This window comes from Pseudomonas sp. MF6396 (assembly GCF_002018915.1).
In the GTDB taxonomy this organism is placed as follows: domain Bacteria; phylum Pseudomonadota; class Gammaproteobacteria; order Pseudomonadales; family Pseudomonadaceae; genus Aquipseudomonas; species Aquipseudomonas palmensis.
In genome coordinates, this window is sequence record NZ_MVOK01000001.1 from 15,538 (window position 1) to 36,622 (window position 21,085).

Below are 21,085 nucleotides of genomic sequence, written 5' to 3' on the forward strand. Positions count from 1 at the left end.
CGGCGAAGGGCCCTCAGCCCTGGCGGGTATCGTTGGGCCCCTGCTCCAGATGCGCCGGGCTGCAATACCACAGCTGGCCCCGGTGCAAGGCACGGTCGGTGGGCAGGTGCACGCCGCAATGGGCACAGCGCACCATCTTCAGCGGGTCATCGAGGGTAGGGCGAGTATCGGCAGCAGTGCCGGCCTTGAACTTGCGCCACAACCAGAACGCAGCAGCAATCAGGGCAATCCAGAGAATTAGGCGAACCATGGTGTCCAGCTTTGTCGAATGAAGAGCCCCCAGTTTAGGGCCTGGCAACAAAAAAGGGAGGCCATCAGGCCTCCCTTTTTCATTCACCGTATGGCGTGTCAGTCGAATACGCCAAAGGTCATGTAGCTGAACCACGAACGGTCTTCGTTGTTGCCTTCGGCTTCGTGGTTTTCTTCTTCGATCACGTCGCCATTTTCGTCCTTGGGCAGCAGTTCCTGTGGGATCGCGTCTTTGGCGTCCTGGTACTGCTTCTGCACGTCCTGGTTGGCGCGGGTCTGGCCTGGCGGCAGCGGTGGCGCGCTGGAGATCAGGCCCAGGGTGGCCTTGGATAGCCACGAGCGGTTGTCCGCCTCGTCCTGCTGAGGCACGAACTGGCCGTCTTTCAGGCTCGGGTGATCGGGGTAGTTGAGTTTCAGGGTTTCCAGGCTGGTGGCTGCCAGTTCGTCCAGGTGCAGACGCATGTAGGCTTCGGTCATCACCGCCAGGCCGTCACCGACCGATGGGGTTTCCTGGAAGTTTTCCACCACGTAGCGGCCACGGTTAGCGGCGGCCACATACGCCTGACGGGTCAGGTAGTAGTCGGCCACGTGGATCTCGTAGGAGGCCAGCAGGTTGCGCAGGTAGATCATGCGCTGCTTGGCGTCCGGCGCGTAGCGGCTGTTGGGGAAGCGGCTGGTGAGCTGGGCGAACTCGTTGTACGAGTCACGCGCTGCGCCCGGGTCACGCTTGGTCATGTCCAGCGGCAGGAAGCGCGCCAGCAGGCCGCGGTCCTGGTCGAACGAGGTCAGGCCCTTGAGGTAATAGGCGTAGTCGACGTTCGGATGCTGCGGATGCAGGCGGATAAAGCGCTCGGCCGCCGACTTGGCAGCCTCGGGCTCGGCGTTCTTGTAGTTCGCGTAGATCAGCTCCAGCTGCGCCTGGTCGGCATAGCGGCCGAACGGGTACCGCGACTCCAGGGCCTTGAGCTTGGAGGTGGCGCTGGTATAGCTGTGGTTGTCCAGGTCGGCCTGCGCCTGCTGGTACAGCTCGGTTTCGCTGAGGTTTTCGTCGACGACTTCCTTCGAAGAACAAGCAGCGGTGAGTCCGAGGATGGCGATCAGCAGCAGGTGTTTCACTTGCATGGCGGCTTGCGTCCCTATGACGGCTGCTGTCTTGGGCGAGGCCGTCCTGTTATGATGAGCACCCCGTTGGAACCCTCGGGGCAAAAGACGCCGTATTTAACCACAAGCGTGCAGCTGAAACCAAAGGCTGTGCCTCCGCCTGATTCGAGCATGTCCGAGAAAATTGAACTTCGCGCAGAGGTACCGTCCGAATTGGGCGGGCAACGCCTCGACCAAGTCGCCGCCCAACTGTTTGCCGAGCACTCGCGCTCGCGCCTTTCCGCCTGGATCAAAGAAGGCCTACTGACCGTCGATGGCAACGTCGTGCGTCCGCGCGACATCGTCCATGGCGGCGCTCTGCTGGCGCTTGACGCCGAGCAGGAAGCCCAGGGCGAGTGGGTGGCGCAGGACATCGAACTGGACATCGTCTACGAAGACGAGCACATCCTGGTCATCAACAAGCCGGCCGGGCTTGTGGTGCACCCGGCTGCCGGTCATGCCGACGGCACCCTGCTCAATGCCCTGCTGCACCACGTGCCGGACATCATCAACGTGCCGCGCGCCGGCATCGTGCACCGCCTCGACAAGGACACCACCGGTCTGATGGTGGTGGCCAAGACCATTCAGGCGCAGACCCAGCTGGTAGCCCAGTTGCAAAGTCGCAGCGTCAGCCGCATCTATGAATGCATCGTGATCGGCGTGGTTACCGCAGGCGGCAAGATCAACGCCCCGATCGGTCGTCATGGCCAGCAGCGCCAGCGCATGGCGGTGATGGAGGGCGGCAAGCAGGCCGTCAGCCACTACCGCGTGCTCGAACGCTTCCGCTCGCACACCCACGTGCGGGTCAAGCTGGAAACCGGGCGTACCCACCAGATCCGCGTGCACATGGCCCACGTCAACTTCCCGTTGGTCGGCGACCCGGTATACGGCGGGCGCTTCCGCATCCCGCCGGCGGCCAGCGTGACCATGGTCGACGCGCTCAAGACCTTCCCGCGCCAGGCCTTGCACGCACGCTTCCTGGAGCTGGATCACCCGGTGACCGGTGAGCGCATGGGCTGGGAGTCGTCCCTGCCGGACGACTTCGTATGGCTGCTGTCGCTGCTCAAGCAGGACCGCGAGGCCTTCGTCGGATGAGCCCGCTGACGCACCACCTGCTGACCCCCGACTGGCCTGCGCCAGCCTGGGTCAAGGCGTGCGTCACCACCCGGGGCGGCGGCGTGAGCCTGGCGCCCTACGATTCGTTGAACCTGGGCGACCACGTCGGTGACGCCCAGGCCGCAGTGGCCGAGAACCGTCGGCGCCTGACCGCGCAGTTCGGCATCCAGCCCGCCTGGCTCAAGCAGGTGCACGGCATCGATGTGGTCGAGGCCGACCCTGCGCTGGTTGCCGAAGCCGACGCCAGCTGCACCAGCACCCCCGGCATCGCCTGCACGTCCATGACCGCCGACTGCCTGCCGGTACTGTTCTGCGACCGCGCCGGCACCCGCGTGGGCGCTGCCCATGCCGGCTGGCGCGGGCTGGTGGGTGGTGTGCTGGAGGCCACGCTCGATGCGCTGGGCGTACCGGCCAGCGAGGTGCTGGTATGGCTGGGCCCGGCCATCGGGCCCCAGGCGTTCGAGGTGGGCGGCGAAGTGCGCGAGGCCTTCATGACCGTTCATCCGGAAAGTGCCAGCGCCTTTGTGGCGGGGGCGCAGCCCGGCAAGTTCATGGCCGACATCTATGCACTGGCGCGCATTCGCCTGGCGGCCCGTGGCATCACTGCCGTGTATGGCGGCGGCCTGTGCACCGTGAGCGACCCACGCTTCTATTCCTACCGTCGCAGCCCCGTTACCGGGCGCTTCGCTTCGCTGATCTGGCTGGCGCCTCGCTGACCTGGATCAAGCCCGCTACGCTTGAATCTTCCACAATCACCCTTATCTATAGGGGTATCTCAGGCAGGTTTTTCTTCATCAGGTGTGTCCATCGCTCCGGCCTGCCCATTAAAGGAAGGTAAGTTATGCGAATAGACCGTTTGACCAGCAAGCTGCAACTGGCGTTATCCGACTCCCAGTCCCTGGCGGTTGGCATGGATCACCCCGCGATCGAGCCTGCGCACCTGTTGCAGGCGCTGATCGACCAGCAGGGTGGTTCGATCAAGCCCCTGTTGATGCAGGTGGGCTTCGACGTCAACAGCCTGCGCAAGGAACTGGGCAAAGAACTCGACCAGTTGCCAAAAATCCAGAACCCTACCGGCGACGTCAACATGTCGCAGGACCTGGCACGCCTGCTCAACCAGGCCGACCGCCTGGCCCAGCAGAAGGGCGACCAGTTCATCTCCAGCGAGCTCGTGCTGCTGGCGGCCATGGACGAGAACAGCAAGCTCGGCAAGTTGCTGCTCGGCCAGGGCGTGAGCAAGAAGGCGCTTGAAAACGCCATCAGCAACCTGCGCGGCGGCGAAGCGGTGAACGACCCCAACGCCGAGGAATCGCGCCAGGCTCTGGACAAGTACACCGTCGACCTGACCAAGCGTGCCGAAGACGGCAAGCTCGACCCGGTGATCGGCCGTGACGACGAGATCCGTCGCACCATCCAGGTGCTGCAACGCCGTACCAAGAACAACCCGGTGCTCATCGGTGAGCCTGGCGTGGGTAAGACTGCCATCGCCGAAGGCCTGGCCCAGCGCATCATCAATGGCGAAGTGCCCGATGGTCTGAAGGGCAAGCGCCTGCTGTCGCTGGACATGGGCGCGCTGATTGCCGGCGCCAAGTTCCGCGGCGAGTTCGAAGAACGCCTCAAAGGCCTGCTCAACGAACTGTCCAAGCAGGAAGGCCAGATCATCCTGTTCATCGACGAGCTGCACACCATGGTCGGCGCCGGTAAAGGCGAAGGCTCGATGGATGCCGGCAACATGCTCAAGCCTGCGCTGGCGCGCGGCGAGCTGCACTGCGTCGGTGCCACCACGCTGAACGAGTACCGCCAGTACATCGAGAAGGATGCGGCGCTGGAGCGTCGGTTCCAGAAGGTATTGGTAGAGGAGCCGAGCGAGGAAGACACCATCGCCATCCTGCGTGGCCTCAAGGAGCGTTACGAGGTGCACCACAAGGTGGCGATCACCGACGGCGCGATCATTGCCGCGGCCAAGCTCAGCCATCGCTACATCACCGATCGTCAGTTGCCCGACAAGGCCATTGACCTGATCGACGAGGCGGCCAGCCGCATCCGCATGGAGATCGACTCCAAGCCCGAGGTGCTCGACCGTCTGGAGCGTCGCCTGATTCAACTGAAGGTGGAATCCCAGGCGCTGAAGAAGGAAGACGACGAGGCGGCCCTCAAGCGCCTCGAGAAGCTGACCGAGGAGATCGTGCGGCTGGAGCGTGAGTACTCCGACCTGGAAGAGATCTGGACCTCGGAAAAAGCCGAAGTGCAGGGCTCTGCGCAGATCCAGCAAAAGATCGAGCAGTCCCGTCAGGAGCTGGAAACCGCCCGCCGCAAGGGCGACCTGAGCCGCATGGCCGAGTTGCAGTACGGGGTGATCCCGGACCTGGAGCGCAGCCTGCAGATGGTCGACCAGCACGGCAAGGCCGAAAACCAGCTGCTGCGCAACAAGGTGACCGAGGAAGAGATCGCCGAGGTGGTGTCGAAGTGGACCGGTATCCCGGTATCCAAGATGCTCGAAGGCGAGCGCGAGAAGCTGCTGAAGATGGAAAGCCTCCTGCACCAGCGCGTGATCGGCCAGGAAGAGGCCGTGGTGGCCGTGGCCAACGCGGTGCGTCGTTCGCGGGCCGGGCTGTCCGACCCTAACCGGCCAAGTGGTTCGTTCCTGTTCCTGGGCCCTACCGGTGTGGGTAAAACCGAGCTGTGCAAGGCGCTGGCCGAGTTTCTGTTCGACACCGAAGAGGCCATGGTGCGTATCGACATGTCCGAGTTCATGGAGAAGCATTCCGTGGCGCGGCTGATTGGTGCACCGCCAGGCTACGTGGGTTACGAAGAGGGCGGCTACCTGACCGAAGCCGTGCGGCGCAAACCCTATGCGGTAGTGCTGCTGGACGAGGTCGAGAAGGCCCACCCGGACGTGTTCAACGTGTTGCTGCAAGTGCTTGAAGACGGTCGCCTGACCGACAGTCATGGCCGTACCGTGGACTTTCGCAACACGGTGATCGTGATGACCTCCAACCTGGGGTCGGCACAGATCCAGGAACTGGTGGGTGATCGCGAGGCGCAGCGCGCTGCGGTGATGGACGCGGTGGGTTCGCATTTCCGCCCCGAGTTCGTCAACCGTATCGACGAAGTGGTGGTGTTCGAGCCTCTGGGTCGCGACCAGATCGCCGGTATCACCCAGATCCAGCTGTCGCGTCTGCGCAGCCGTCTGGCCGAACGCGAGCTGAGCCTGGAGCTGAGCCCCGAGGCCCTCGACAAGCTGATCGCGGTCGGTTACGACCCGGTGTATGGCGCACGGCCGCTGAAGCGGGCGATCCAGCGCTGGATCGAGAACCCGCTGGCGCAACTGATTCTGTCGGGTCAGTTCATGCCGGGCAGCAGCATCACCGCCAAGCTGGAGGGCGAAGAGATCGTCTTTGCCTGAGTTTTCGGCGGGTTACGCTAAGGCCTCGATTTTCGAGGCCTTTTTTCTTTGCATTTTGCTTCGAGTGCTTGTAAAGTGCGCCCCGCTGTATGTCACCCCGCAGGTTTCCGGCAGAAGTGGGAATCTGAAAAAAAGTTGCAAATCAGTGTGTTGAATGCAAATTAAGGGTTGACAAGGGTTTTGAAGATTGTAGAATAGCGCGCCTCAGAGACATGAACGCAGCGATGCACAAGGTCGAAGAGTTCGAAGCGGTAGCGATACAGTTTTCGAAATTGCAGCAAGTTGTACTTGAAATTGATAGTTCCGCGATAGCTCAGTCGGTAGAGCAAATGACTGTTAATCATTGGGTCCCAGGTTCGAGTCCTGGTCGCGGAGCCAAATTTCAAACCGGGGTATAGCGCAGTCCGGTAGCGCGCCTGCTTTGGGAGCAGGATGTCAGGAGTTCGAATCCCCTTACCCCGACCATATTTGGGTCGTTAGCTCAGTTGGTAGAGCAGTTGGCTTTTAACCAATTGGTCGTAGGTTCGAATCCTACACGACCCACCATTTTTGAATCCGGTTCGCTGGGTTTGAATCTTAAAAGGTTGGTACGCCATTAGCGTCCAGCCATTAAAAAAGGCACCTTAATCGGTGTCTTTTTTTTACCGGGGTATAGCGCAGTCCGGTAGCGCGCCTGCTTTGGGAGCAGGATGTCAGGAGTTCGAATCCCCTTACCCCGACCATCTTCAGAAAAAGGGCACCTTGCAAAAGGTGCCCTTTTTCGTTTGCGCGGGGTTTAGCGCGTGTGCAGCCAGCTGGCGGTACTGCCTATGCCCAGCACCTCCTGCAAGGGGCTGTAGTGCGCGCATCCGCGCCTCGTCGAAATACAACTCGCCCCGGGTCAACCGCACGCCAGTGGCCTGGCGCCCATCCGGCCCCGGCAGGGCGCCGGGGCGGACGGGGGTAGCCGTCAGTGCAGCTTGAGGCGGGGTTCGGTACCGCGGCCGATACGGCTGCCGAGCATCAGCATCAGCGTGCGGAAGGTGCCATACAGCGCCATCTGGTGCATGCGGTACAGCGACACATAGAACATCCGCGCCAGCCAGCCTTCGAGCATCACGCTGCCGGTGAGGTTGCCCATCAGGTTGCCCACTGCCGAGAAGCGCGACAGCGAGACCAGCGAGCCGTAGTCGCGGTACGCGTAGGTGGGCAACGCCTTGCCTTCCAGGCGCGCCTTGAGCCCTTTGGCCAGCAGCGAGGCCTGCTGGTGGGCGGCCTGGGCGCGCGGCGGCACATTGCGGTCGCTGCCCGGCTGCGGGCAGGCGGCGCAGTCGCCGAACGCGAAGATGTCATCGTCCAGGGTGGTCTGCAGGGTAGGGCGCACCACCAACTGGTTGATGCGGTTGGTTTCCAGCCCGTCGATGTCCTTGAGGAACGCCGGTGCGCGGATACCGGCCGCCCACACCTTAAGGCTGGCGTGGATCACCTCGCCGTTGGCGGTCTTGAGCGAGTCTGCGGTGACCTCGCTCACCGACGCGTTGGTCAGCACCGTCACGCCGAGTTTCTCCAGGGTTTTGTGCACCGGCACGCTGATGCGCTCGGGCAGCGCCGGCAACACCCGTGGGCCGGCCTCGATCAGGGTGATCTGCATGTCCTTGGGCTGGATGCGGTCCAGGCCATAGGCTGCCAGTTCGTGGGCGGCATGGTGCAGCTCGGCCGCCAGCTCCACGCCGGTGGCACCGGCACCCACGATCGCCACGCTGATCTTCTCGCTGGCAAGGTCGCCGGCGTGGGCGCGCAGGTAGTGGTTGAGCAACTGCTGGTGGAAGCGCTCGGCCTGCTTGCGGGTGTCGAGGAACAGGCAATGCTGCGCCGCACCCAGGGTGCCGAAGTCGTTGGTGTTGCTGCCTACCGCGATCACCAGCGTGTCATACGCCAGGGTGCGCGCCGGCAGCAGCTCGCGGCCATCCTCGTCGAGGGTGGCGGCCAGCTGGATCTGCTTGCTCGAACGCTCCAGGCCGCTCATGCGCCCCAGCTGGAACTGGAAGTGGTTCCACTTGGCCTGGGCCACGTAGTTGAGCTCGTCTTCGGAGGAATTGAGCGAACCAGCCGCCACTTCGTGCAGCAGCGGCTTCCAGATGTGGGTCAGGTTGGCGTCGACCAGGGTAATCGCGGCAGTGCCGCGCTTGCCCAGGGTCTTACCCAGGCGGGTCGCCAGTTCCAGGCCGCCGGCGCCGCCGCCGACAATCACGATACGGTGAGTCATGGGGATATCTCATAAGGTTTGCGGAATTTTGGGTTGGGTCCTGAGTGGCCGGCCGCGCAGGGCGGGCGGTTTGGGCGAGCGCAAGGCAGCTCATAGCACCAGGTGGCTCAGGAGGCGGCTCAACAGGCCAAGGCTGATCGTCACGCCCACCACCAGAGCAAGGAGCAGCCATGGCCTGAAAGGCTTGCGCTCGACTTGGTGTTGGGGGGCACGCAGGTATTCATCGACTCGTCGCTGGTCTTCGGGGTTCAGGCGGCTGGTCATGGAGGCCTCGTCAGGTAGACGCATGTGACTGTGGGAACGCTACAGTGTTCACTGTAGTCCGTCGCCAAAGGCTTACCTGGGGGATCGAAGCGCTCGTGACAGCGAATGATTGCGCTTTGTATCACCCGCGCCGCATTTATGCCATCCCGCTTTGGCAGGGGGCGGCGATCACAGGCTGATCCCCACGTCGAAGACGATGCTGCGCCCCAGGTTGGCGCGCAGAAAATCCGGCGCATCGGGGTGGGCGAACAGCACCCGGGCGAAGGTCGGGCCCACCAGCGACAGCGAGCGCCAGCCCTGGCGCAGGTATTCTGTGGGCGGCGGGAAGTGGCTGTTGAGGTCGAGCACTTCGCGCTTGAGGCTGGCGAAGGCAATGATGTCCAGTTCGCCCAGGTCCAGGTTGCGTTCGCGGTAGTTGTGCGACTTCTTGCGCAGGGTGGGCGCCAGGCGCTGCAGCAGCTCCTGCGCACTGATGCGTCGCGGCCGGGCCTCGCGCCTTACCAGCTGCGCGAGGGAAAACGCGCTGCGCCGGCGCTGCAGTTCTTCGCGCCATTCGTCGTTGAGCCGGCGCCCTTCGTCGAGCACGAAGAACACCTCGAAGGCGGCATCGCGAAACAGCACATCCGGTGGTTCCTGACCGGCGGCGGTGAAGTCCTCGCTGCGGTAGGGGATGTTCAGGCCTTGCAGCAGGCGCTGGCATACCCAACGCTCGCGCTCCCATTTGCGGGCATTGGACAGGAACGCATTGGCTTGTTCGGCCTGAATGGTTAGCAGGCGCAGGTAGTCTGAGTCATCCATGGGCACAAGCTTAGCGCCCAAATCATGACAACGCTGCATTCCAGGCCCGGTGGATGGCGGCAACAGGCCGTGGAACGGTGTGTAGAATGAGCCATCGTCGGGCGCAATGCACACAAGGGGCAGACAGCCGTGATTGGCGCACAAGTGTTATCGGAACAAAGCCTGCTGCTGGGCTGGCTGTGCTACGTGCCGCTGCTGCTGTGGGCGGTGTGGCGCGCGCCGTGGGTCGAGCTGTTCACCGACCGGCGGCGTCAGCACCTGCTGTTCGGCACCATCTTCGCGCTGTTCGCGTTGTGGCTGGTACGCCGCGACTTCGACACCGGCGTGTCGTACCACTTCATCGGCATGACCGCCGTGACCCTGCTGCTGGACTGGCCGCTGGCAATCGTCGGTGGCCTGGTGGCGCAGGTGGGGCTGGTGGCGCTGGGGCGTCAGGACCTGGCGGCGATGGGCGTCAACGGCCTGCTGCTGATTGGCCTGCCGGTGCTGGTGACGGAGGGGGTGGCCATACTGGTGGAGCGCGCACAGCCTAAAAACCTGTTCGTGTACATCTTCTGTTCGGGTTTTTTCGCCGCCGCGCTGGCGACCTTGCTGTGCCTGCTGGCCAGCCTTGGCTGGCTGTGGCTGGATGGTATCTTCGTGATGCCCGAATGGCTGTCGGACTTCATCGGCTACCTGTGGCTGATCATCTTCCCCGAGGCCTTCATCAACGGCATGGTAATCAGTGCGCTGGTGGTGTTCTGCCCCGAGTGGCTGGAAACCTTCAACCGGACCCGCTACCTGCAGGCCCCGTGGAAGGACGACGAACCGCGCGGCTAGTGTTCGCGCGGGTTGAAGTCGCCGGAGAACAGCTCGTCTTCGGCATCCGGTGCCACCGGAATCTTGTGCTCTTCAGCGGCCCAGGCACCCAGGTCGATCAGCTTGCAGCGGTCGGAGCAGAACGGCCGGTAGGTATTTGTGGCACTCCATTCAACAGGGGCGCCACAGGTCGGGCAGTCTACGGTCAGGGGTTGGCTCATGCTTGGCCTCCACGCAAAGTCAGGTAAAAGTGATGCAGGCGGTCGACCTCCGAATGCAGCCAGGCCAAGTCGCGGTCGTTGACGATCACGTCGTGGGCATGGCGCAGGCGCTCTTCGCGGCTGGTCTGCGCCTTGAGAATGGCCTGCACCTGTTCGGGGCTGGTCTGGTCGCGCTGCAGTGTACGTTCGATCTGCAAGGCCTGCGGCGCGTCGATCACCAGCAGGCGCTGGGTGCGCTGATACTGGCCCGACTCGATCATCAGCGGTGAAACGAACACCGCATAGGGCGACTCGGCCTTGGCCAGGTAGCTGAAGATCTCCTGGCCGATCAGCGGGTGCAGCAGGGCTTCCACCCAGCGGCGTTGCGCCGGGTCGCTGAAGATCAGCTGGCGCAGGGCGGCGCGGTCCAGTTGCCCGTCGCTTTGCAGCACCCCGGGGCCAAAATGCTCCACCAGGCTGGCCAGCGCCGGGCGCCCGGGCTCGACCACCCAGCGTGCGGCCTGGTCGGCATCCACCAGGTGTACGCCCAGCTCGATGAAGCGTTGCGCCGCGGCGCTCTTGCCACTGCCGATGCCACCGGTGAGGCCGAGAATCCAGGGTGTGAAGGCGGGTGTGGTCATTGCAGTCCGGCAAATTGCAGATAGGAAGTGGTCATTTGACCACCCCAGAGCAGCGCGATCCAGCCCGCAATGGCCAGATAGGGCCCAAACGGAATCGGCGTGCTCGCCTGCTGGTTGCGCAGGCGCAGCAGTATCAGGCCCAGCAGCGCGCCCACCAACGAGGCCAGCAGCAGCGTCAGCGGCAGGATCTGCCAGCCGCCCCAGGCGCCGAGCATGGCCAGCAGCTTGAAATCGCCATAGCCCATGCCCTCCTTGCCGGTGACCAGCTTGAACAGCCAGTACACCGTCCACAGGCTCAGGTAACCGGCCACGGCGCCCCACAGCGCCTGGTCCAGCGGCACGAACACCTCGAAGGCATTGAGTATCAGGCCCAGCCACAGCAGCGGCAGCACCAGCACATCGGGCAGCAACTGGTGCTCGATATCGATCAGGCTCATCGCCAGCAGGCCCCAGCTCAACAGCATGAACGCCGCCGCGCTGGCGCTGAAGCCGAAATGCCAGGCCGCGAACAGGCCAAGCCCTGCGCAGGCCAGCTCCACCAGCGGGTAGCGCGGGCTGATCGGTGCCTTGCAGGCCGAACAGCGCCCGCGCAGGCACAGGTAGCTCAGCACCGGTATGTTCTCCCATGCGCGGATGCGGTGCTGGCAGTGCGGGCAGTGGGAGTGGGGCAGCATCAGGTCGAAACGTGGCTCGGCCGGGTTGGGCAGCTCCAGCACTTCGCGGGCCTCGCAGCGCCATTGGCGTTCCAGCATCATCGGCAGGCGATGCACCAGCACATTGATGAAGCTGCCCACAATCAGGCCAAGCAACAGGGCGACGCATTGGTAGGCCAGCGGCTGGCGGGCCAGGGTTTCGAACAGGTCCATAGTCAGATCACATCGCCCAGCTGGAAGATCGGCAGGTACATGGCGACCACCAGGCTGCCCACCACCAGCCCGAGAATCAGCACGATCATCGGCTCCAGCAGGCTGGCCAGGTTGTCGAGCCATTCGTCGACGGCCGTTTCGTGGTGGCTGGCGATCCGGTCGAGCATATCGTCGAGCGTGCCGGATGTCTCGCCAATGGCGCACATCTGTACCGCCAGGCACGGGAACAGCGGCTCGTTGCGCATCGCCGCGCTCATCGACAGGCCGTTGCCGATGGCCTGGCGCAGCCGCAGAACGGCTTGCTCGTACAGCGTATTGCCGCACGCGGCGGCCACCGGCCCCAGGGCTTCGGTGAGCGGTACGCCGGCACTGAACGAAGTGGCCAGGGTACGCGCAAAACGAGCCAGCGCCGCATGCTGCATCACCGGCCCCAGAACCGGCATGCGCAGCCCCTGGCGCAACACCCATAAACGCACCGCCTGCTGACGCTCGAAGGCGCGGCGCAGGGCAAATCCCGTGGCCAGCATTACCCCAAGCACCCACAGCAGATACTGCCCCAGCCAGTCGGCCAGGTTGATGACACCCTGGGTGAAGGCCGGCAACGGCGCGCCGAAGCCTGCGAACATGGCTTGAAACTGCGGCACCACCTTGAGCAACAGCAGCGCCGCCACCCCCAACCCCACCAGCAGCACCAGCGCGGGGTAGGCCATGGCCTTTTTCAGCCGGGCCCGCAGCGCCTGGCGTTTCTCCTGCAGCGTTGCCAGCTGGTCGAGCAGGCTGTCCAGGCAGCCGGTTTGCTCACCCACGGCCACCAGGTTGCAATACAGGCTGTCGAACTGGCGCGGGTGCCTGCGCAGCGCATCGGCCAGGCCGCAGCCGGCGGCGATATCGTTTTTGAGGGTGCCCAGCAGGCTGCGCAGCGCTGGGTTGTTGGCGCCTTCGGCGATCATGCCCAGCCCTTGCAGCAGCGGCACGCCGGCCTTGAACAACGTTGCCAGCTGGCGGCTGAAGCGGGTGATGTCCTGGGCGCCGAGCGAAGCGGGCATTTGCAGGGTAAATCGGCGTGCCGGGCTCACCTGGGTAGGGCGTATGCCGCGACCGCGCAGCAGCGCCTTCACCAGCGCACTGTTCTGCCCGCTGCTGTGCCCGCTCACGTGGGTGCCGGAGCGGTCGATGCCTTGCCAGGCATAGGTTTTTGTCTTGTGGTTCATCGCTACCTCCATGCAGCGGTGGACAGTCACAAACCCTGTAACAGCTTCAGGGTGATAGGCTCGGGCAATCCCGCCCGGTGGCCACTAGAGTAGTCGAGCGCGGTGCTGGGTTAAGTACCCGCAGGGTGACAAAAGGTGTCTGTTCGGGCCTACTGGCGCGCTGGTCTGCGGCGGTGTCCGTGGCGGGATTTGTGAGTTTTTGCGAGGGGAGTGCCCATGAAGGGACAGCGCGGTATTACATTGATCGAGTTGATGATCGTGGTGGCGATCATCGGCATTCTGGCGACCATTGCCATGCCCATGTACACCAACCACCAGGCGCGGGCCAAGGCCACGGCGGCGCTGGCCGAGGTGTCGGCATTGAAGACCGCCTTCGAAGTGCAGATCAACCAGGGCAAGGACGTGGCCGATGTCGTCGCCCTTGGCGGCCAGCCGACCACGGCCAACTGCACCTTGAGTGCGCAGGGCGTGGCGGCGACCGGTGTGGGCACCCTTGCCTGCGTGCTGGTGGATGCGCCGGCGCCGGTGGCGGGCAAGCACCTGACCTGGGCCCGTTCGGCCACGGGGTGGACGTGCAGCACCGATATCGAGGCCGACCTGGCCCCGGCCGGGTGCACCGCGGTGCAGGCGAGTGGTGGGCAATAGCTGTTGATAAACAGTGATTTGCGAAAGCGTGGCGGCAATGGTAGCGTTGTCGCCACGCCGGTGTAGCTCAGTCGGTAGAGCAGCGCACTCGTAACGCGAAGGTCGCAGGTTCGATTCCTGTCTCCGGCACCAGTTCAGGTTCCAGCGAAGGCTACCAAAATCTTTGGAACCCCCGTAAAACCCGCCTTCTGGCGGGTTTTTTCGTTATGGCGTTCCGTCGGAATCCGACAGCTGCCAGCCTATTTAGGGGTAACGTTTGGGATAAAGTCGATTCGATAAAGGGGTTTACCCTTATGGCTCGTACTACTGCTCCCCTGACTGACAGCGCATGCCGCTCGGCAAAACCTACAGACCGCCCCTACAAGCTTTTCGACGGCGACGGTCTTTACCTCCTCGTTTACCCCAATGGCCGCAAAGGCTGGCGCTTCCGGTATGTGAAACCGGATGGGCGAGAGGGGCTGACCTCGTTTGGCAACTATCCTGTCATCGGTCTCGCAGATGCTCGGCAGAAGCGTCTGGAGACTAAGCGGATGCTGGCTGAAGGCATTGACCCGATTGCGTTCAAGCAGCAGGCCAAGGCCGAGGCGGTTGTCAGAGGGCACACCTTTGAGCGCGTTGCCTTGGACTGGCATAAGGAAATGTCCGTGAAGTGGGCGCCTGGCCATTCGAGGACTGTGCTGAGTCGTTTGAAGACTCACGTATTCCCGCTGCTAGGCGCACGGGCCATCGTTGATCTGGATACTTTCGACCTCATGCAGCCGCTTGAGGCGATCAAGAAACGCGGCACGATCGATGTGGCTTTGAGGGTACAAAACTACCTGCAAAGCATCATGCGTGAGGCGAAGCGGCTGCGGCTGATCACGGTGAACCCTGCATATGACCTTGAGGGCTTCATCAGCGCGCCACGGGTTACGCATCGGCCTGCACTCCCGCTCTCTCGTTTGCCTGAGTTGATGGACCGCATCGAGAACTACAAGGGACGTACGCTCACTCGGCTGACCGTCATGCTGTCCCTGCATGTGTTTGTCCGGTCCAGCGAATTGCGCTTCGCACGTTGGAGTGAGTTCGACCTGAAGCGAGGTATATGGGAGATACCTGACACGCGGCCCGCGTTGGACGGCGTCCCGTATTCGACTAGAGGAACGAAGATGGCGGGCGACATCCATCTGGTCCCGCTGTCGCCGCAAGCGGTGGCGTTGCTCGAACAGATTCATGCGATCACGGGGTACTTCGATTTGGTGTTTACCAGTGACGCTCGCTCGTGGAAGCCAATGTCCGAGAACACGGTCAACAGTGCTCTGCGGAACATGGGCTATGACACAAAGACCGAAATCTGCGGGCATGGCTTCCGGTCCATGGCGTGCAGTGCCTTGGTCGAATCCGGGCTGTGGTCAGAGACGGCTATCGAGCGGCAGATGAGCCACAGGGAGCGCAACAATGTTCGGGCGGCGTATATCCACAAGGCCGAGTTCTTGGAGGAGCGGCGATTGATCATGAGTTGGTGGAGCCGTTACCTCGAAGCGAACCGGCAGGAGCATATTTCGCCACATGAGTTCGCGAGTCAGACCGGGACAAACGTCTCTAGCCTTAGAGCAAGGCGTGGCGCAGTCGAGTGAGCGCACGGCTTTGAAATTTCGGTGATTCGCTTTCCATGCGGCGCCATCCAAGCAGGGCTGCAAAGCCGCCCTGCTTGGATGGCGCCAAACGCCCATGGAATAGCTTACAACCCTTCGAAATCACTAGCGTTGAGAGCTTTCTGAGGGGTGTAACCCAGGCCGATGAGCTCATTTTTGATTTGCGCCAGCTCAGCGTTCAACCGATGAATTTGGACCTCATAATGCACTTCCTTGATCCATTGCCCCATCTGCTGCGGGCTGATTCGCATCAGGGTTGCAATAGCGGACTTCGTATACTTGAACTCAGTGTGCAGCACGTACGCCATCTTCTTTTCTTTGGCGCGGTGGAGGTGATCGATCATGGCTTTGAATCTCGCTGGTGGAATGGGTTAGCGGTTATCTCGGCCGCGAATCATCTTCTGGCTGGAGATAGGCGCTACCGTACATACATAAATTATATTTGTAAATTACATATGAGAATTTATTTTGATAGCGTAGCTTTTGAGTAAGCCGAACCCGTACCAGGGTCGAGGCTTTCTTTGTAGCAGGGGGGGGCGTTTTCGTTACCCGTTAAAAAATGTCCTGACTCTGATGCGGGGCTGGTGCATTTGACGGTACAGCTACCTGGTCAGCTTACGCTTGCCCGTGAGCTGCACGTGGTCAAGGGGGGGACGCTGGTTCGCGCAGCGCTTAGCAAGGCGTGGGTCAGTCGAGTGAGTGTATGCCTTTGAGATTTCGGTGATCCGCTTTCCACGCAGGTCCATCCAAACAGGGCTGCAAAGCCGCCCTGTTTGGATGGACCTTACCTAAAAAGATCAAAAGCACCACATCGGCCACTGGTTGCCTCGGTGTTCCGCACACGCCCAGTACCATTTTCAATCGCAAAACCATGCGGGGCACATCGCTTGACCCTCTCGTATTGCGAGCGTAGAAAAGACAGTGCAAAGGCTGTCGTTGACAGCACCCCAGGTGACCCGAGCCTTCAAGGTCACGCCGCTCCTGCGGTGGTTTTTCCCCCCAAATAGCGATTCGCGTCCGGCAGCTCGCCCGGTCACCTCCCCGGTGATGGATGCCAACTTCAGATCATGGCCCTCGTGTGCCAGACAACACTTTCTATTTCGCTGCTCTGCAGCAATCTATCCGCTTGGCCGAATCTTGCGTCAACCTGCGCCCGTCTCTTTCTCCTGGAAAGAGACGGGCGCTTCTAACACTGCTGCAGCCCTCATCGCACTTGGCTTTGCGGCAACTCCACTCGTGACAATCGGCGTGACAAACGCCGATGTCACCAGCAACAGCTGTGCAGATGATGGTGCCGCAGACCAAGGAATGGACTGCACCTGACTGACAGTCAGGCATGCCCCGGTCATCGCATTACTGCGTTCACCCAGCTCAGGGTTTTCAGGCGCCGGTCTCGTCAGCCTGTGCAGCCTCCACCCGCCCACCGGTTACGGTGTTCAGGAGGCCAGATCATGAGATGCCCTTGCTCCCGGTCGTAAGGAGCCGCCCGTCCCTCGAAGAGGACATTCCCCACAGCTCGCAGGGGCCTTGATCCCTGATAACACTCAGCATTCTTGGCGGGATGACGTGGGGCGAGGACTGGAGAGCAGAAGATGGCTACGACGCAGCCACTCGCAGAATGAAGATTGCGTTCAAGCAAGGTCGCAGCTATGACTTTTGCGGTGTGCCACCTGAGGTGCATCAAGGGTTGATGAAAGCCGCATCCGTGGGAGCTCATTTTGATCGGGTCATTCGCGACCGCTATCAGTGCTGACTGTACTCCCCACTGAGAAGACCAGCTTTAGATCGATAGCTGCTGGTATTGGATGACTGCTTTCGACCCACAGCACCCGCTCGCTCGGACACTCCACAAGAGGCTGGGAATGAGCACGCTTGGCCGCGAGGACCCGCTTGTATGGAAACGTCCTTAGACGCTATGAACGCCCACGCCGAACGAGCCGTCCACAGAATATGAACGGCACCTTGAGAGCAGAATACGCTTCCACCTCGACTGATGGATACGCGGAATAAAGTCACCCTATCGGTATGGTGTGCTGAGACAAGAATTGATCAGGAGAGATTTTGAACTCCGTCATAATTGCAGCGACGTTTAACGGGGTAACAAAAAGATTGCCCTGCTCTGAAAGCCTCATACACGCGTGCTTAAGCCCTTGGGCAAGGGCCTTGCAGCCTGACTCAAGCAATACTCGAGTATTGGCCGGATAGTGAGCGTCTCGGTCCGCTTGTGAAACTTTCGCCACGGTGATCGGCGTTATTCGATCAGCGAAAACGGGATAGCATTCTTTCGCCCACTGAATGCTGTCGTGTAGCTGGCCGCTATCCCCCTTATGCAACGTTTTCTGATTTTCGCTTTTCACCTCAATCACGAACAGATGATTCCCCCAAAACCAGATCACATCCGGACCGATTGAAAAATCGATCTCGGGGCGCGTCGAGTCTGCGCCCAAGGCAATCCCCAGTTCCATTACCGACTTTTCAACTACACGAAACTTTTGGTTGAAATCAAGGGAGCCGCTAATCTTCGTTGCCTCTATTACCGCCGCATTTAGCGTTGAGAAAGCTTTGATCCAATGGCAGAACCGTTCAGCAGCAGAAACTGCTTCAACAGAAACTGGCTTTCTCGGGGTGGAGGGCGGTAATGCGGTGGACTTACAATACTGCCGAGCAGCCTGTTGAATCTTCATAGATTCTGCAGGGTCTATGGCATAAGCAATTCGGGCCACTCGTTGAAGATACAAGCCAAGCTCTTCTCCCTCCACCCCTGAATTATTCAGTGCCGTTCTGATGTTAGGAATCGCCTCCATCCCCCTGTTTGAGGAAGCGAGTCGGTATGCTTCCCGTTCTGCACTAGCTAGCTGAATCCGTTTTTCCGATGGTTCAGCCACCACCTTAGTTCCTGTACGAATTCGCGAATTATAGAAACTCTTCCATCCTGGATCGCGTCCGAGACATTGCTGGATCACTTGCGTAAACGCCGATTTTGCATCCCCACCAGCGCTTTTCATCAGTTCCGCCAACTCGACAGAGAGATCGATCTGGGCTCGAGTTTCCTGGGTTACTGCAGCTAAGACTTCTGACCGACCGATGTAGGTCGCCATGTCCTGGCCCACCAATAAAACCACCGCGTAATCAGCGTGAGATCTCACTGCGCGCCCCATACCCTGCTCAATGCGATATACGGTTTTGTTGCGTACGCCGCCCGGGCTGAAGATGAGCTGCGCATCATTCTTGTCGATCAGGCTTTCGCCGTACGGAACGCTATCGATCACCAAGATCCTGCAGGCATCATCTGCCAAATCGACACCGTCATAGCGTTGAGCGAACACCGCAAATTTGAGGCTTGAACTGGGATCCTTAAGCCTTTTTACGGCAGTGCTTACTTGATCACCAGCAAAGAACTGTGCGCCATACTTTTCCCACTCTCTACCGCTGACCTCGCTTGAAGTGAGCACAACGACGTTGTGCTTAAGGGACAGCGATTGGCATAGCGTCATCAGGTAGTCCCTGTCCATCTCGGGACTGATCAAGGCGGGCGCTAAGATCATCCGCTCTCCTAAACCCTGATCTGAAGGGGGACAAATCGCTGTAAGCGCTGCCGAGGGCATAACGCCGAGCTCTCTTACCAGCAGAGAGTCGTCTGCTAATGTCGCAGACATGAAGAGTCGATGTGATGCGTTTGCAAAAGCGCGCAGTTGATCGACAGGAAGAATTTCAGGTGAAATCTCCGCATGGGAACCTGAAAGGACACATCGGCAAAACGGGAGCAAATTTTCGAGAAACGGCCAAACAAATCGAAACCTGTCTTCAGAGGCATAGCTGTGTAGTGCTGGCCGGATTTCATCGCACAGTTCCGACCATATCCAATGAGGAACCTCTAACAAGGCTTGTGGGTCTGCAGCCTCAACATCTGACCATTTGGTGGAATGGTATGACTTGCATTGAGACTTGAGTATTTCTTTGAGAGCAATGAAAGGTTCGCCATGAAGTTGGAGGGTGAGCTGCTTTCTGACGATCTCGGATCCTGCATGGGCGTCATCTAAAACGATGGCTTCGGGTACAAGGTTAACGTCTTGACGTTGAAACGTACTTTTGGCGTTGAACAGTTTTTCATAGGTACAGACGAGTACCGCATCCCCTCTCACACACGCGGGGTGAGGAAAGGGTTCCCCGGATGGATAGTGATGAGCATCGATGCCAAGCTTTGAGGCCTCACTCAGCACCTGTTCAACGAGCTGAAGTGTCGGACACAAGTAAACCCCAGGGCGACGGGTCTTCCGCATATGCCCGACCAGATACAGCAGCCCCACACCAGTTTTACCTGCACCCGTACTGATTTTAAGGACAAGATCTTTTTCTGAGTGCCTGGCGGTGAGGGACAGCATTGCCTCTTTTTGAGTGGTGCGTGGCTCGGTGTGAGTGCTTTTGACGTCCAGAGAAGCATACAGTTTCAAGAGGTCAAAATCGGGAGATTCTTTAGCTTTCCCAGCCAAACTGGCGAAGTCAATCATTGTCAGTCCTTTGAACCATTATCTATGGCAGGCAGCGTTCACCGACGGTGGACGTCATGGAGTTCTAACCTAGTCATATGCTGGAGACTTTTCAAGGACAGCGTTCTCGATCGCATACTCCCTTATGCTTTCTCTTACGAGAGCGTTCGGCGGGCGCTTTCGCGAGGTCGGTTTGTAGTGGTCAACTAACCCCGGACACTGCGTTAAGTTTTTCTTCAACCACGGCGGGCGCTAGTCCGCCGTTGAATTGGTGTGGCCGTTGCCAGTTGTAGCGCTGCATCAAAAACCGACCAATATCCTGCTGTGCCAGGGAAGCACTCATGTATCCCACTGTTGGCACCCATTCTGTTTGAACCGATAACGCCACGGCCGCTGACGGAAGCTTCGGCTGCCGTATTGGCTGCCTTGGTCGCTGTGAAACAGCACGCTCTGTGGCCGACCACGCTGTTCATAGGCCATGTCCAATGCCTTGATCACCAGGTCGGCATCGGGCTTCGCTGAAAATGCCCAGCCCACCACGCGGCGGGCGAATAGATCGATGACGGCAGCCAAATAGTGCCAGCAACCTTGAGCCCAGACATAGGTGATGTCACCGCACCAAACTTCGTTTGGTGCCGATACGGTGAACGCTCGATCCAGCACGTTCGGAATATCTGGTCGCTCGACCGTTGCTTTTTTGTAGGCATGTGAACCGGGTTGCTTACTGATTAGCTTCATTTCGCTCATCAGCTTACGCGCCTTGACGCGCCCAATTTTTATGCCGTCCTCGCGCATCATAAACATGATGCTTCGGCTGCCCGCCGCGCTGCGGCTTTGGGTGAACAGTTCGTTCACTCGGCTGCGTAAAACCAGCCGCTCAACGTCGGGAATTCGACGTTTTCGGCAGTGCGCGTAGTAGCAAGATCGGGTGACTTCAAATACCGAGCACAACAGATCAACAGGCTCTTCAGAGCGGAGCTGATTGATTAACGCGAACGCTCGTGTTCCTCGGCCATCGAGAGCGCGGTGGCCTTTTTTAGGATCGATTTTTCCCGTTCCAGCCGATTGATTCGGGCTTCTAATTCCTGGATTTTTTGCTGCTCGGGCGTCAGCGCCTTGCTGGTCGGAGTGCCACCGCCTCGCTCTTGCTGGAGCTGGTTGACCCATCGACGCAGGGCCGACTCCAGCAAGCCGAGCGAACGGGCTGCTTCGATGTGGCTGTAGCCTTGGTCGAGCACCAGGCTGGCAGCTTCGCGTTTGAACTCGGGCGTAAAGGTACGACGTTGCTTGGTCATCAGACACCTCTCTATGGCGAGCATTCTCGCCTAAATGGGTGTCCGGAATCATTAGACCACTACACTTCAGCGTCTTCCATCATCTCGCCA

At 60.6% G+C, this 21,085-nt stretch carries 18 protein-coding genes, 5 tRNA genes and 1 pseudogene; 12 read left to right on the forward strand and 12 right to left on the reverse strand.

All coding sequences use genetic code 11. The annotated features are described in order from the left end of the window. Positions 1-13 precede the first annotated feature (13 nt). Both MF6396_RS00085 and MF6396_RS00090 read right to left on the reverse strand, forming a co-directional pair. Positions 14-250 carry a PP0621 family protein gene (locus MF6396_RS00085; RefSeq protein ID WP_043860316.1) on the reverse strand — a complete coding sequence of 79 codons (237 nt, stop codon included), beginning with the start codon at positions 248-250 and terminating at the stop codon, positions 14-16. Between the two features lie 98 nt (positions 251-348). Continuing rightward, entirely contained in the window at positions 349-1,371 is a 1,023-nt protein-coding gene (locus tag MF6396_RS00090; RefSeq protein WP_043860317.1) for an outer membrane protein assembly factor BamD, read from the reverse strand. Between the two features lie 150 nt (positions 1,372-1,521). Between MF6396_RS00090 and rluD the strand changes: the two genes are divergently transcribed. The 7 genes from rluD to MF6396_RS00125 all read left to right on the forward strand — a co-directional run bounded on the left by rluD (position 1,522) and on the right by MF6396_RS00125 (position 6,633). Next, positions 1,522-2,484 carry a 23S rRNA pseudouridine(1911/1915/1917) synthase RluD gene (rluD, locus tag MF6396_RS00095; protein WP_043860318.1) on the forward strand — a complete coding sequence of 321 codons (963 nt, stop codon included), beginning with the start codon at positions 1,522-1,524 and terminating at the stop codon, positions 2,482-2,484. Beyond that, on the forward strand, positions 2,481-3,221 hold the full coding sequence (gene pgeF, locus MF6396_RS00100; RefSeq protein WP_078479475.1) for a peptidoglycan editing factor PgeF: 741 nt from the start codon (positions 2,481-2,483) through the stop codon (positions 3,219-3,221). Before rluD ends, pgeF begins: the two co-directional genes overlap by 4 nt. Before the next feature lie 125 nt (positions 3,222-3,346). After that, positions 3,347-5,911 (forward strand): ATP-dependent chaperone ClpB, encoded by a 2,565-nt coding sequence (gene clpB, locus MF6396_RS00105; protein WP_043860320.1) that lies wholly within the window; start codon positions 3,347-3,349, stop codon positions 5,909-5,911. A gap of 302 nt (positions 5,912-6,213) precedes the next feature. Further along, positions 6,214-6,289: transfer RNA gene (locus tag MF6396_RS00110), tRNA-Asn, on the forward strand. A 10-nt stretch (positions 6,290-6,299) separates the two neighbouring features. After that, positions 6,300-6,376: transfer RNA gene (locus tag MF6396_RS00115), tRNA-Pro, on the forward strand. A 5-nt stretch (positions 6,377-6,381) separates the two neighbouring features. Continuing rightward, positions 6,382-6,457 (forward strand) — tRNA-Lys (locus MF6396_RS00120). 99 nt (positions 6,458-6,556) lie between these two features. Beyond that, positions 6,557-6,633 (forward strand) — tRNA-Pro (locus MF6396_RS00125). A gap of 227 nt (positions 6,634-6,860) precedes the next feature. Here the strand turns inward: MF6396_RS00125 and MF6396_RS00130 are convergent. The 3 genes from MF6396_RS00130 to MF6396_RS00140 form a co-directional block, all read right to left on the reverse strand. Next, positions 6,861-8,156, reverse strand: a complete 1,296-nt coding sequence (locus tag MF6396_RS00130; protein WP_043860321.1) for an NAD(P)/FAD-dependent oxidoreductase — start codon at positions 8,154-8,156, stop codon at positions 6,861-6,863. A 90-nt stretch (positions 8,157-8,246) separates the two neighbouring features. Further along, positions 8,247-8,420, reverse strand: coding sequence for a DUF3094 family protein (locus tag MF6396_RS00135; RefSeq protein WP_043860322.1), 174 nt, complete (start codon positions 8,418-8,420; stop codon positions 8,247-8,249). A gap of 168 nt (positions 8,421-8,588) precedes the next feature. Next, positions 8,589-9,218, reverse strand: coding sequence for a DUF1780 domain-containing protein (locus tag MF6396_RS00140; RefSeq protein WP_043860323.1), 630 nt, complete (start codon positions 9,216-9,218; stop codon positions 8,589-8,591). A gap of 129 nt (positions 9,219-9,347) precedes the next feature. Between MF6396_RS00140 and MF6396_RS00145 the strand changes: the two genes are divergently transcribed. Next, the gene (locus tag MF6396_RS00145) at positions 9,348-10,037 is read left to right on the forward strand and encodes an energy-coupling factor ABC transporter permease (protein WP_043860324.1); all 690 of its coding nucleotides are present in this window, start codon (positions 9,348-9,350) and stop codon (positions 10,035-10,037) included. On the opposite strand, the gene yacG is transcribed toward MF6396_RS00145, so the two are convergent. From yacG to MF6396_RS00165, 4 genes are read right to left on the reverse strand one after another with little or no spacing between them, the layout of a single operon-like run. Continuing rightward, complete coding sequence (gene yacG, locus MF6396_RS00150) at positions 10,034-10,237, reverse strand: DNA gyrase inhibitor YacG (protein ID WP_043860325.1); 204 nt, start codon at positions 10,235-10,237, stop codon at positions 10,034-10,036. The genes MF6396_RS00145 and yacG overlap by 4 nt on opposite strands. Beyond that, positions 10,234-10,857, reverse strand: a complete 624-nt coding sequence (gene coaE, locus MF6396_RS00155) for a dephospho-CoA kinase (protein ID WP_078479476.1) — start codon at positions 10,855-10,857, stop codon at positions 10,234-10,236. The genes yacG and coaE overlap by 4 nt, the downstream gene beginning before the upstream one ends. Continuing rightward, positions 10,854-11,723, reverse strand: coding sequence for a prepilin peptidase (locus MF6396_RS00160; protein ID WP_058540806.1), 870 nt, complete (start codon positions 11,721-11,723; stop codon positions 10,854-10,856). The genes coaE and MF6396_RS00160 overlap by 4 nt, the downstream gene beginning before the upstream one ends. Positions 11,724-11,725: 2 nt before the next feature. Next, positions 11,726-12,934 carry a type II secretion system F family protein gene (locus MF6396_RS00165; RefSeq protein ID WP_078479477.1) on the reverse strand — a complete coding sequence of 403 codons (1,209 nt, stop codon included), beginning with the start codon at positions 12,932-12,934 and terminating at the stop codon, positions 11,726-11,728. Positions 12,935-13,150: 216 nt separating this feature from the next. On the opposite strand from MF6396_RS00165, the gene MF6396_RS00170 reads away from it, so the two are divergent. The 3 genes from MF6396_RS00170 to MF6396_RS00180 all read left to right on the forward strand — a co-directional run bounded on the left by MF6396_RS00170 (position 13,151) and on the right by MF6396_RS00180 (position 15,195). Then, entirely contained in the window at positions 13,151-13,579 is a 429-nt protein-coding gene (locus MF6396_RS00170) for a pilin (protein WP_078479478.1), read from the forward strand. 56 nt (positions 13,580-13,635) lie between these two features. Next, a tRNA-Thr gene (locus MF6396_RS00175) sits at positions 13,636-13,711 on the forward strand. Positions 13,712-13,872: 161 nt separating this feature from the next. Further along, positions 13,873-15,195, forward strand: a complete 1,323-nt coding sequence (locus MF6396_RS00180; protein WP_161493019.1) for a tyrosine-type recombinase/integrase — start codon at positions 13,873-13,875, stop codon at positions 15,193-15,195. A 104-nt stretch (positions 15,196-15,299) separates the two neighbouring features. Here MF6396_RS00180 and MF6396_RS00185 read toward each other — a convergent pair whose 3' ends face one another. Beyond that, complete coding sequence (locus MF6396_RS00185) at positions 15,300-15,557, reverse strand: hypothetical protein (RefSeq protein WP_078479480.1); 258 nt, start codon at positions 15,555-15,557, stop codon at positions 15,300-15,302. Positions 15,558-16,774: 1,217 nt separating this feature from the next. On the opposite strand from MF6396_RS00185, the gene MF6396_RS00195 reads away from it, so the two are divergent. Beyond that, positions 16,775-16,966 (forward strand): KTSC domain-containing protein, encoded by a 192-nt coding sequence (locus MF6396_RS00195; RefSeq protein ID WP_078479481.1) that lies wholly within the window; start codon positions 16,775-16,777, stop codon positions 16,964-16,966. A gap of 259 nt (positions 16,967-17,225) precedes the next feature. On the opposite strand, the gene MF6396_RS00200 is transcribed toward MF6396_RS00195, so the two are convergent. Both MF6396_RS00200 and MF6396_RS00205 read right to left on the reverse strand, forming a co-directional pair. Further along, positions 17,226-19,721, reverse strand: a complete 2,496-nt coding sequence (locus MF6396_RS00200) for a DEAD/DEAH box helicase (protein ID WP_078479482.1) — start codon at positions 19,719-19,721, stop codon at positions 17,226-17,228. Positions 19,722-19,902: 181 nt separating this feature from the next. Further along, positions 19,903-20,995: pseudogene (locus tag MF6396_RS00205) on the reverse strand (IS3 family transposase). Positions 20,996-21,085: the final 90 nt, after the last annotated feature.

What these genes read in the sequence shown, in the direction of transcription:
- clpB (WP_043860320.1), top strand. Translation starts at nt 3,347, where the DNA reads ATGCGAATAGACCGTTTGACCAGCAAGCTGCAACTGGCGTTATCCGAC.
- MF6396_RS00140 (WP_043860323.1), bottom strand. Translation starts at nt 9,218, where the DNA reads ATGGATGACTCAGACTACCTGCGCCTGCTAACCATTCAGGCCGAACAA.
- MF6396_RS00090 (WP_043860317.1), bottom strand. Translation starts at nt 1,371, where the DNA reads ATGCAAGTGAAACACCTGCTGCTGATCGCCATCCTCGGACTCACCGCT.
- MF6396_RS00180 (WP_161493019.1), top strand. Translation starts at nt 13,873, where the DNA reads ATGGCTCGTACTACTGCTCCCCTGACTGACAGCGCATGCCGCTCGGCA.
- rluD (WP_043860318.1), top strand. Translation starts at nt 1,522, where the DNA reads ATGTCCGAGAAAATTGAACTTCGCGCAGAGGTACCGTCCGAATTGGGC.
- MF6396_RS00185 (WP_078479480.1), bottom strand. Translation starts at nt 15,557, where the DNA reads ATGATCGATCACCTCCACCGCGCCAAAGAAAAGAAGATGGCGTACGTG.
- MF6396_RS00195 (WP_078479481.1), top strand. Translation starts at nt 16,775, where the DNA reads ATGACGTGGGGCGAGGACTGGAGAGCAGAAGATGGCTACGACGCAGCC.
- MF6396_RS00130 (WP_043860321.1), bottom strand. Translation starts at nt 8,156, where the DNA reads ATGACTCACCGTATCGTGATTGTCGGCGGCGGCGCCGGCGGCCTGGAA.
- yacG (WP_043860325.1), bottom strand. Translation starts at nt 10,237, where the DNA reads ATGAGCCAACCCCTGACCGTAGACTGCCCGACCTGTGGCGCCCCTGTT.
- MF6396_RS00165 (WP_078479477.1), bottom strand. Translation starts at nt 12,934, where the DNA reads ATGAACCACAAGACAAAAACCTATGCCTGGCAAGGCATCGACCGCTCC.
- MF6396_RS00170 (WP_078479478.1), top strand. Translation starts at nt 13,151, where the DNA reads ATGAAGGGACAGCGCGGTATTACATTGATCGAGTTGATGATCGTGGTG.
- coaE (WP_078479476.1), bottom strand. Translation starts at nt 10,857, where the DNA reads ATGACCACACCCGCCTTCACACCCTGGATTCTCGGCCTCACCGGTGGC.
- MF6396_RS00085 (WP_043860316.1), bottom strand. Translation starts at nt 250, where the DNA reads ATGGTTCGCCTAATTCTCTGGATTGCCCTGATTGCTGCTGCGTTCTGG.
- pgeF (WP_078479475.1), top strand. Translation starts at nt 2,481, where the DNA reads ATGAGCCCGCTGACGCACCACCTGCTGACCCCCGACTGGCCTGCGCCA.
- MF6396_RS00160 (WP_058540806.1), bottom strand. Translation starts at nt 11,723, where the DNA reads ATGGACCTGTTCGAAACCCTGGCCCGCCAGCCGCTGGCCTACCAATGC.
- MF6396_RS00200 (WP_078479482.1), bottom strand. Translation starts at nt 19,721, where the DNA reads ATGATTGACTTCGCCAGTTTGGCTGGGAAAGCTAAAGAATCTCCCGAT.
- MF6396_RS00135 (WP_043860322.1), bottom strand. Translation starts at nt 8,420, where the DNA reads ATGACCAGCCGCCTGAACCCCGAAGACCAGCGACGAGTCGATGAATAC.